Genomic DNA, 11,539 nt, shown 5'->3' with positions numbered 1-11,539 from the left:
GGTAAATCTAGAAAGAATCGGGCCTTAACTTTATAGTCTTCTTACTTAACCGAGCCGGCTGTCATTCCGGCGACAATCTTCTTGTTAAAAATAATAAATAGAATGAGAGGTGGAATAGAAATTACTAGTATATTCGTAAAAAGTAAATTCCATTTTGTAATGTACATACTCATAAAGTTATAAAGTGTTAACTGTAATGTGGCGTTTTCCGCACCAGGAAAGAAGTATAAGGGATTAACGAAATCATTGTAGACACTTACGGCCGTTAATACAACCACTGTAGCAGATACTGGTTTTAATAATGGCAAAATAATATGAAAAAATAATTTAAACCTTCCGCATCCATCTATTAATGCAGCCTCATCAAGTGACTTAGGAATCGTAACCAGAAACCCTCGATACAAAATAATCGTAAATGGTAAGTTCAACGCCACCTCAACAAGCACAATTCCTGGCATCGTTTTAAACAGACCAATTTCTTGGAGCACCCATATGGTTGGAACCACTGCGGGAGGAATTATTAATCCAGCTAAGATTAAAAAATTAATATACGGAGTTACTTTTGAAACTTTACGCTGTAAGACATATCCGGCAGCAGCACCAAGGAAGATTAAGAGAATAATTGATAACCCTGTAATCATCACACTGTTATAAAAAGCATGGAGAATCATTCCATCTCTGGCACTTAAAACCTCTTGTAAATTCTCGATGAAATGGGAAGCACTTGGCCAATCCATATTTAACAATGATGATTCCTGGACATCTTTAAACGCATTGATAATAACAAAATAAAAGGGTATTCCAAAAATCCCCAATGTGGCTAAAACCGCGAAACATTCGATTAGCAGCTTCGATAATTTTTTGCGAGTTATTACCTTACTTTTGTCTGGAACTAAGGGTTTTGTTCCGATCCCATTTATGACAACCTTACTCATTATAAGTCCACCTCTTTACTATTAAGATACGCGTACAGAGGGAAGGCTAATGCAGAAACTAGGATGAATAAAATGACATTTCCTGCAGTTGAAAGGCCAAAAAATCCTGCCTGGTATTGCTTATATATAATAGAAGCAATCAGGTCGGTACTAAAACCTGGCCCCCCTTTTGTCATGGTCCAGATTAAATCAAACGAGCGTAACCCGCCAATAAAAGAAAGAATGATAACCGTGTTCATGGCAGGCCGGCTAAGAGGTAAGATGATATTCTTAAATTTATGCCATGCGTTTCCTCCATCAATCATAACTGCCTCATAATAATCTTCTGGAATCGACATAATTCCAGCAATAAAAATGACGGTCGCCATCCCGATTCCTTTCCAAACATCAACCAAGGCGACAGATAATAGAGCAATCTGGGTATTCCCTAACCAATCCGGCCCAACAATTCCCAAACCTTTTAGCACAATATTGATCAGTCCTTGTGAAGGATGCATCAGCATGGTAAATGCAATCCCAACGGCAATTGTACTTAACAAGGTTGGGAAGAAGATCATGGAACGAATAAATCCGACAGTTTTCAGTTTTGTACTTAGAAAAACACCAAGTAACAGTCCGAGTATGACTTTTAAACCACATGTGACCACCGCGTAGATTAGAGTATTTTTAAAGCCTATGTTTAAAGACGGTTCAGTTAAGAATGTTTTAAAGTTGTCAAACCCAATAAATTTCCAATCTGTTAACGTCCACCATGTCATACTGAAAAACAGGGACATAATGGTTGGCAACAAGAAAAAGGCGAAGTATACGATACCCGCTGGTAATAGAAAGTAATACGTGTACGTTTTATTTGTTAACTTATTCATCTGCTGTTCCTCCCTTCCATCCTTTATAAGATATTGGCCCTGCTAGAAACTAGTCAGGGCCAATAAATGAATAGTTTAATATTTTATTACCAACCCTCAAGACCAAGTTGTTTTGCTTGTTTTTCAACATCTTTATCGTATAGCTTAGCTCCCTCTTTGGCCGAACTAATGCCACTGCCCACTTGAGTTGTAATTTGCTCTAGATTAGGTCCTTTGACTGGGCTTAAGAATTCAAGTGCAGGAGCTGTATTGCCTGATTCAAAATATGGAAGCATATCCTGTACTGCTTGGTATACATCGCCGGAAAGCTTTATTCCTTTTATCGCTACAGGACCAGTTGGTTTGATTTTTGCAGTATATAAATCAGTACCTTCTTGTGATACATAAAACTCTAAAAATTTCTTAGCTGCATCAATATGTTCACTATTTTTATTGATAAAGATTCCAGCCGGCATCCAAACCGTTAAACCATTCTTATCCGCACTGTCACTTGGTTGTGGGAAGAAGCCAATATCTTGCATTTTGTCAGGGGAAGTTGCGGCAAGATTAGCCAATGCGAAAGTAATCATTGGATAGTGTACACCAGTACCATCGGCCAACATTTTCAACCCTGCATCATAACCAGTTGAAAGGAAATCTTTGTTTAAGTACCCTTTTTTATTCACATCTGCTAATTTCTCAAAACTGCGAAGGGCAGCTGGAGTAGTAGAAATTTTTGCTTTGTTTGCCGTAAAATCAGCTGCGAAATTCGGACTTTCCGCAAGGACATTGTAGTTATCAGCAAGAACAATCACCTGTGATGTCCAAGTATCTTTATACGTAGCAATAACAGCCGTTTTACCAGCTTGTTTAATTTTTTCATTATTAGCCATCAATTCATCCCATGTTTTGGGAACAGTAAGACCTAGTTCTGCATAAACTTTTTTGTTATATAACCAGCCACCTGCATTCGTTGGTGTGCCAGGAATTCCAAACACCTTCCCATTTGCGGTAACTGCTTCCTTGAAACCATCCATAATATTTTCCATGAAAGGTTCTTTACTTAAATCAACAAAATTTTGTTCCGGGTTAAGTGCCTGTAACTGTGATCCTGAGTTATTCCATACTAAATCATTCATATCACCAGTTGCTAATCTAGTTTTGATAATATTGTCACCCTCTGAGCCGCCAGGGCGTGTCTCAATTTCTACCTTAATATTAGTCTTCTTCTCAAATGCATCGATTATGGCATTAATTCCATCTAATTGTGTTTGATTGTCAATTAAAAATGTTACTTTTTCAGGTTCTTTTTCCTTACTTTTAGTACCACCCGAAGTGGTTTCTTCTTTGCTTGTACATCCAGCTAAAATCCCTGCCATTAGTGCACTGCTTAGCAATAATGAGGCAATCTTCTTTCTTTTATTTTGGATCATCTTTTTTCCCCCTTTTTAATTATGCGAACCTAGCCCATTTATGGCATTACTACTTGGTGATTACTTTAATTTTAAGCGCTTTCAACCTAATTAATAAGTGATGCTTTTTTTTGAATTATGTCCGTTTTTTTCAGAATGGAGTAATTATTTTGATTTTGATAAAAAAATAGTCTTTCTATCATTAAATGAAAGAAAGACTATTTTTTGGTAATTAACAAAACTCCCTTTTACCATCCTTGAAGACCGAGCTGTTTTGCTTGTTTTTCCACATCTTTATCGTATAACCGGGCACCAGCTTTTGCTGAAATTTGTCCACTGCCTACTTTTATCGTAATTTGCGGTAGGTTAGGACCTTTTAATGGGCTGAGATATTCAAGGGCGAGCGTTGTTTTTCCAGAATTAAAATAGGAGAGCATATCCTTTACCGCTGGGATCGTATTATTTGGTACATTTATACCCTCTATTGCAAGCGGTCCAACGGGACTCTTATCGGCAAACAACGTTTTAACACCTTCAGGAGAAACAAAATAGGCTAACCACTTTTTGGCCGCTTCCAAATGCTGTGTATTCTTATTTACATAAATCGCGGCTGGCATAAAGATTGTCATTCCATTTTTTTCAGGGGAGTCTCCAGGCTGAGCAAAGAATCCAATATCTTTATACTTTTCTGGATGGTTCTTTTCGATCGCCATTAATTTTCCAGAAAGCATAGGGTATTGGACACCTGTTCCATCAATGAGCATTTTCAAACCTTCTTTATTGTCAGCTGATTGAAAGTCCTTATTTAAAAGCCCCTTTTTATACACCTCTGCTAATTTTTCAAAGCTTCGTAATGCCGCGGATGTAGTAGTAAATTTTGCTTTATTTGCTGAAAAATCTGCCGGAAATGTCGGAGCCTCAGAAACAACATTATGAAAATCGGCCAGAACGATTAGCTGTGAAGTCCAGTCATCCCTATACGTACCAATTACTGCTGTTTTTCCAGCAGCCTTTATTTTTTCGCTGTTTGCTATTAATTCAGCCCACGTTCTTGGAACTGATAGACCCAGTTGTCTATAAACGTTTTTATTATACAGCCAACCGCCAGCACTGGCACTACCGATGGGGAGCCCCATGACCTTTCCGTTGACGGAAACTGATTTCTTAAAAGGGTCGACTATATTTTTCATAAACGGTTCATTCGATAAATCGACAAAGTATTCCTCCGGATTAAGAGATTGTAAGAGTGAACCAGAATTATAAATAACCAAATCGGCCATATCACCCGTTGCTAATCTGGTTTCCATCACTTGGTGACCTTCCACTCCACTTGGACGAGTTTCAATTTCCGTTTTTATATGATATTTGCTTTCTATTTTTTTAACGACAGCCCTGATTCCATCTTGATCTGCTTGATTTTCAATTAAGAGGGTCAAGGTAACTTCCTCTGGGGTTGAATGATTTGGCCCGTTACTATTGTTACTACAACCTGCTAAAATACAATATATTAATAGAATAGTGGATATAATTGATAATATTTTTCGATTATTCATCATACTTTCTTCCGCACTTTCTTTTCGTTCTGTTTGATTATGATAAGGTTAATGTAAAGTAAAAGAGTCTCGATATTGGCCCGGATTTACACCGACATGTTTCCTAAATAGTTCGGAGAAATGTCTATAAGTATGGTAACCTACTTTCTCACTCACATCTCCTACTTTATTCCCATCTTGCAAAAGTTCCTTAGCCCGCTCCATTCGTAGCTTGGTTAAGTATTTAATATATGATAGCTTCATTTCTTCCTTAAAAAGAAGACTAAAATATGTCGGATTCATCCCAACATGTTCCGCCACATCTTGTAATGTTAAATCTTTTGAAAAATTTCTTTCAATGTATGTACATGCCTTCTCGACTGCCTCATGTTTTCTATCCCTTCGTACCAGGAGGACACGTAACGCTTGGATTGCTTCTTTGTAGCTAATGGATGCATCAGTTAAGCTTGGATAGGTTTGTCCTATACCTATTGATATTCCATTCTCGTCCATTAGATATAATAACTGATCACGCAATTCTGCTGAAGTATCTTCAAAGTGATATATCACAAGTAAATGCTCGGCTCCATTCCGGATGTATACTGAAAAATAAGAAGGGTGACAAGGTAAATCCGGACCTTTTCCTGATAGTGCGAAAACGGTTACAGCCACTATGTTCTTTGCTTCTTTTTCAAAGTTTCTTCTCCACTTAGGTAGTGTTTCTTCCCCCTGTAGAAGTAAATCTAAGGTTGCTTTTTCTATTAGTTCGATTCGGCTGTCCTCCCATTTTTCTTTTAAGGAAAGAACGGTTTTCTTTTGAAGAAATTTTTCTAAGATTCTTTGGATCGTTTCCTCAATCATTGGGATGGTGATGGGTTTTTCCAAATAATCGGAAACACCGAGTTTTAAAGCTTTTTTAACATATTCAAATTCATTGAACCCACTAAAAACAACACAAATGATCTCAGGTGCAGCTTTTAGGACCTTTTCTACAACCTCCAGGCCATCCATTCCAGGCATGCGAATATCGGTAAAAACAATATCAGGAGAATGCGTTTCAACTAAATCAATTGCTTCGTACCCATTACTAGCAGTACCGACTAACTCAATCCCGTATTTTGACCAGTCAATCATCTTTTGCAATCCTTGAAGAACAATGTATTCATCATCAAACAATACTGCTTTAAGCAACCATTACTCCCCCTTTGCAACATTACGAAAACTAATCTCTATACAGGTTCCTTCATTAACCTTACTTGAGATGAAAAGTGTACTTTCCTCTCCGTAAAACAATTTGATTCGCTCACGAACATTCTTTATTCCAAAACCGGTATCGGTCTTCTTTATATCCTCTATTCCTATTCCATTATCCTTGATTGTAAACGTAATCCAGTCCTCAGAGATTCTTCCGATTAATTTAATGGTCCCCTCCCCAACTTTTGTCTCAAGCCCGTGATAAATTGCATTTTCAATAAATGGCTGAAGCAATAGTTTAAGAATCGGCTTTTCGAGTAAGGCTGAATCCACATCCTCGATGTAACGGAACCGGTCTTGATAGCGGAGATTCTGGATGGTTAAATAGTGGTGGATATGCTCCAATTCCTTTGAAATCGGAATCATATCTTCTCCATTATTTAGACTTAGTTTAAAACTTTGTGATAAGGCTACGGCAATCTCTGCGATATCCTCATTGTTTTGCAGAATGGCCATCCAATAAATGGAGTCAAGTGTATTATATAAAAAATGCGGCTTAATTTGAGCTTGTAATGCACGAAGCTCTGCTTCCCGTTCTTTTAACTGGGAATGTATAAGCCGCTCATTTAGTTCCTTATTTTCCACTGTTATTCTCTGGAATGTTTCACCGATTACATCTATGGTGTCAGATTCATTATCTTGTCCTGATCCCCAAAGCCCTTTGGCCCAATCAACCGTCATCTTCTTTAATTGCACCCATGGCTTTGCAACTTTACCAGATAATATGTAAGAGATTAATAAAGCGATAAAAGCAATAATTGTAGAAATACTAGCTGTAATAATTCCAATCTTATTTGACTGCTTTAAGAGTTCCTTTTCTTTAGTAATGTTTGCGAAGGTCCATCCTGTTGAATTATTTGTATAACTACTAATCAGATAACCTTTTTGTTCCAAGTTTTGAAACATGGATAAGGTATTCTTCACTCGAGACAATTCTTTATCCAATGTAGTGGAATTACTAAAAACCGTATTAACTCGATTATTAGAGGAATCGATTACAGCAATAACACTGTTACTATCATTTGATAGAACTCTAGAAAACATTGATTTTTTAATATTAACAACTAATAAGCCAATTTGCTTTGGGTTAAATACATTTTGTGGGTCACGCAATAGTTTAACTGAAGAAAAAGTAGTAACATCCTCTGTCTTTAACAAGACATTTTCACTAAAGAAAATTGGTCTGCCCTGAGCTTTAACGCTCTTTTGATACCATTCTGAATTAGTAATCTCCTTATACCTATTGTTAGTATCATAATTTCCAATGCTATTATGATTTCCATAGCAAACAGGGCGAAAATGTATATCAAAAAGACAGACCGAATCAATATCTTCAGTATCAATAAAATAACTAGAAATTAAATCTTGCATACGTTTGGTTGTATTGTGGTCTAGAGCATTCTTCCCCACTTCTGAAAAAGCAGCACTGTCAACTAATTCTTGGCGGACACTATTGCTCCATGAAATGACACGTTCCATATTGATGATATTTCGAAATAAAAGGTCAGTTACTTCACTGGAGGTGCGGAGATTATTTCCGGTTGTCTCCACTTGATTTTGAACTAGTGTATTTTTAGCTATATTAAAAGAAATAAACCCAAGTAATAATAGTGGAAATATGGAAAGGCAGAGCATAATAAAAAAGTATTTATATCTAATTTTGTCACTACGAATATAATTTCTGATTCTTCTGAATACTACATCCATACTTAGCCACCACTTTTAATTAACTTAATATTTTCATCATAACGGCAAATGAATCGTATTTCTATATGAAAATAAAAAAAGTTTTTGTTTCTGTTTGTTTTTTCTATAAAAATTGTTTTTTTGCTTCCGTTTTAAATATACCACAGCCCATACCTACAGGTAAGGGCTGTGATATTTACTACTTCATAAAGTGCTTTTATCTAGCACTAGTTAATTAATCACCGGAGGCTTAGTTATTTGACCTCAAATGCTAAGTTGTCAATTCGAAGGTCAGGTGCTTCAAAAACAATATAAATCGTATGCTGTCCTTTCGGAGTATTTTCGCCCAAGTCAATACTTACATTTTTATAACCTAACTCGTTTACCTGCACTCCAGCATTATTAATTGTATAAGTATTCTTCCCTGTCGTTGGAACATCAATTTCCGCAAAAGATGCACTGTCCACGGAATCAGCATGCAACGTTATTTTTCCGCCAGCACCATCGGAAGCAACACTTGCTGTTACCTTTTTAGAACCGGTCAGTACCATTTTCGGAATAGCGACCCAAGAACCACTTTGTTTAGAATGGACGGCATAATAACCGCCAACAACCTTCTTTGCTTTTAAGTTTTCAGCCGTTCTAGCCTTTGAAACTTCGTTATAAATAACTTGATTCGAAGCAAACGCATGGTCGAACACATTTATCTGCTTATTTGTTGGCAGCGCTGCAACCGATTCGCCAGAAATCTCGATTTCTTTCTCGTCTTGGATGTCCTTTGATGAAGCTCCAACCATAAGCTCATAATCTCCATCCTCCACAATGAAATCACCCGCATTTACGTCCCAAATCGCAAAATCTTTAGGGTCTACTGCAAGTGTTACTGTTTTTGTTTCACCGACAGCTAAAGCAACTTTATCGAATGCTGCTAATTGCTTTTGAGGTGCATGACTGCCGTAAGACGATTTTTTGTTTTTAACATACAACTGGACGACTTCGGAAGTATTTACCTTTCCAGCATTTTTAACTTTTACAGTTACTTTGAAAGGAGCCTTTCCATTCGCAATTTTCGGTGCAGTGAAATCGCTATAGGTGAACTTGCTGTATGAGAGACCGTAGCCGAATGGATAGGTTACCTTTGCTTTTGTGTACATATAGGTCAACTTTGATTCTTCTGGATCGGCATTCGTCATATCCACGGTATAGCGTGGATCGACACCGTCCAAGGTTACAGTTGTATTTCCTTCAGGAATCGAGTACTTATTGATGGCAGGGAATGCAAACATATCAGCATACCATGTAGAAGCTAAACGACCCGTCGGAGCGTAGTCACCATACAAAACCTTTGATAATGCATAGGAATCATATTGTCCACCATATGGTTGGTAAAGAATTGCAGTTACGTTTGGATTGTTTTGAATCTTTTCTATTCCAACAGGGAAGCTAGATTTAACAACAACCACTGTCTTTTTCCCTTTCGCTGCAAAAGCGGAAGATACTTTATCAACCAATTGGTAGTCAGCATCGCCCATATTCAAATCAGAGCGATCGGTACCTTCGCCTGCGCTGTGACGCGGAATTGCTCCTACAAATACGACAGCGTAATCGTCTGTTTCTGCGCGCTTAACAGCATCTGAGCCTACTTCCTTCACAACTGTTTGTTCAAATTTCACATCATCATTTCGATTCGCAGCGTTCGCTTTGTTTGTTAGTGTTGTGCCCGCGGTTTTCAGTTTACCATCGGAACTTGTTGTAATAAAGCGGCCGTTCGTGTAATACCAATTCGAGAAATCTCCGTTAAATCCAGTCCGGTACCCGCTCGAAATAAGTGAGACAGTCTTGTCTGAATTCTCCTCGATCCGAATGGTCGGGGGAATTGTACTTGTACTGCCTAGCATCTCGGCAAGATTCCAGTCATTATTTGTTAGGTTTAATGCCGTATTATTTGTGTTTTCAACAGCCGCATTCCCAGCAGTAGGAGATGTTACCCAACGTCCATTCTTTTGAGAACGAATGCTGTAACCCTTTTGTCCCCAATCAAACACTTCAAATAATTGGGCTGGGTTATTCACATCGAAAGGATTAGACGTCGTTACCAACTGGGAACCATTTGCAACATTTGCAGCATTTTCATTAGCCGTAACGATTTGGTTGTTTAGTTTGGATTTTAATGCTACGACTTTAGCTCCAGAAGCGTATGATACGTTATTAGCCCCATTTGCTTTAATAATTGCCAGTAACGGGGAGATACCAGAGTTTTCGATAGCTGGTGTCGTTCCAACCGAGTAAGTCGTTTTGAACCTCGCATCTGCATATACTCCTGAAACAGCAGCTTTCTTGTTCTTTGCAAGTGGCAGAGTACCATCGTTCTTGAGCAATACAATGCTCTCCTCTGCGGCACGTAGGGCTACTTGTTGGTGTTCAGGTGTATTGAAATTGGCTGGCGCCGTTCTTACGTCCTTTGCCTCTTCGGCAAATGGGTAATTTTTCGGAATTCCATTAGCGTCCACTTCGTTAAAGATACCAACTCGAACCATTTGATTTACATGCGGACGTGCTGCTTCGATTAAGTCCTCTTTTGTAAGACCGTATTTGCCTTGTTCTACTGCATTTACGATAGCAGCAACATCATCTTTTGCATTCTGTTCGTTAGGTCCTGGACGGCCTGCGTTTGCCTTGGCCAAAATCATTAAAATTGAGGCGTTCGTACGGTCTGTTGCATACTTCGTATCGTACCCATTCCCTTGCGAACCTTCTTGGAAAACAAGTTGGTCAGCATTAAAATCCGGAGAGCTGTAAACTCCGTACTTAGAAAAATTATTGGCATGACGTTGGTACGGAGAGAGAATGTTTGGAATTCCGTTCGTACGTCCGAAAGAAGTCATAACACCGCCTACCGATCCCGAGCTAAGCGCCTTCAAAGGACTCCTGGTTTGATATTCAAAAATCGACCGGGCACTTGCACTGTTACTAGCTGTTTGACGGAACCACTGGGCATTATAAACAGAAAAATGCTTCGTTCCTACCACAGCACGCGTCCAAAACCCATTATCACTCTTTTCTTGATCGGTACCGCTAAGACCCGATGCCATCTTATCGACCATCGTAGCAGCCATGTTTGGATCTTCGGAGAATCCTTCGTCAAATCTTCCACTTAGCGGATTAATTCGCATGTCACTAACGACTGTGAAGGCAACAGTCGCCGAAGCATTTGCACCACCGTGAATGTTAGATTCACCTTGTTTTACCTTTAAAGTACTGATTTTCTCGCTCCCCATCACTTTTCCAATATCAGTAAGAAGCTCCTTGTTCCAGGTTTGTCCCATACCGACAAGGGCTGGGAAATCTGTGGATATCCCCTGAACATTATCCGCTGCTGAAAGTGCACCAGGGATTACTCTGCCGGCATTTGATCCTCGCTGTAAAGTATAATGATTCCTTGAGCCAGTAGCATATACAGCTGGTCCTTCTAAACCAGTATAATCAAAATAAGCATCGACAAATGCATCAAGATGATTAGGTACGCCATCAAACAATGGCATTCCATCAAATACCCCGCCGACTTGCTTTTTAAATACAGTTATTTCTTCGGCTTTTTTCTTAGGTGCATGGAAACCAACTAAACCTGCTGCAAGTGTAGTAGTAAGGATTATTGATAGAGTTCTTTTTCCCATCTTAGTGAGCTGGGATGTTTTCATCAAATTCACACTTCCTCCCCTAAAAATTAAAGCGTTTCCATTTCTTTTCGAAAAATAAGGACCGGTCTCCTATACAAATATCATAGCCTGCACCATGATTGTTTGATAGTGTCAGATTTTTCTGATTAATGTACGCATTTTTTAGAAAAGGAAATTAATTGAAGAAAGACAACCAAC

General features: G+C 38.5%; 7 protein-coding genes. All 7 read right to left on the bottom strand.

Annotation, left to right across the window (positions count from 1 at the left end; translation table 11 throughout):
- Positions 1 to 41 precede the first annotated feature (41 nt).
- The 7 genes from V7121_RS06050 to V7121_RS06020 all read right to left on the bottom strand — a co-directional run bounded on the left by V7121_RS06050 (position 42) and on the right by V7121_RS06020 (position 11,362).
- The gene (locus V7121_RS06050) at positions 42 to 935 is read right to left on the bottom strand and encodes a carbohydrate ABC transporter permease (RefSeq protein ID WP_335546008.1); all 894 of its coding nucleotides are present in this window, start codon (positions 933 to 935) and stop codon (positions 42 to 44) included.
- Positions 935 to 1,801, bottom strand: a complete 867-nt coding sequence (locus tag V7121_RS06045) for a carbohydrate ABC transporter permease (RefSeq protein ID WP_335495264.1) — start codon at positions 1,799 to 1,801, stop codon at positions 935 to 937. The genes V7121_RS06050 and V7121_RS06045 overlap by 1 nt, the downstream gene beginning before the upstream one ends.
- 86 nt (positions 1,802 to 1,887) lie before the next feature.
- Positions 1,888 to 3,213 carry an ABC transporter substrate-binding protein gene (locus V7121_RS06040; RefSeq protein ID WP_335546006.1) on the bottom strand — a complete coding sequence of 442 codons (1,326 nt, stop codon included), beginning with the start codon at positions 3,211 to 3,213 and terminating at the stop codon, positions 1,888 to 1,890.
- A 227-nt stretch (positions 3,214 to 3,440) separates the two neighbouring features.
- On the bottom strand, positions 3,441 to 4,748 hold the full coding sequence (locus tag V7121_RS06035; protein ID WP_335546004.1) for an ABC transporter substrate-binding protein: 1,308 nt from the start codon (positions 4,746 to 4,748) through the stop codon (positions 3,441 to 3,443).
- A gap of 45 nt (positions 4,749 to 4,793) precedes the next feature.
- The gene (locus tag V7121_RS06030; RefSeq protein WP_335546002.1) at positions 4,794 to 5,915 is read right to left on the bottom strand and encodes a response regulator; all 1,122 of its coding nucleotides are present in this window, start codon (positions 5,913 to 5,915) and stop codon (positions 4,794 to 4,796) included.
- A gap of 3 nt (positions 5,916 to 5,918) precedes the next feature.
- The gene (locus tag V7121_RS06025; protein WP_335546000.1) at positions 5,919 to 7,685 is read right to left on the bottom strand and encodes a sensor histidine kinase; all 1,767 of its coding nucleotides are present in this window, start codon (positions 7,683 to 7,685) and stop codon (positions 5,919 to 5,921) included.
- Between the two features lie 233 nt (positions 7,686 to 7,918).
- Positions 7,919 to 11,362 (bottom strand): glycoside hydrolase family 3 C-terminal domain-containing protein, encoded by a 3,444-nt coding sequence (locus tag V7121_RS06020; protein WP_335546158.1) that lies wholly within the window; start codon positions 11,360 to 11,362, stop codon positions 7,919 to 7,921.
- Positions 11,363 to 11,539: the final 177 nt, after the last annotated feature.

This window comes from Neobacillus drentensis (assembly GCF_036962125.1).
GTDB lineage: Bacteria > Bacillota > Bacilli > Bacillales > Cytobacillaceae > Neobacillus > Neobacillus drentensis_B.
This window is presented reverse-complemented; position numbering and strand designations above follow the sequence as displayed.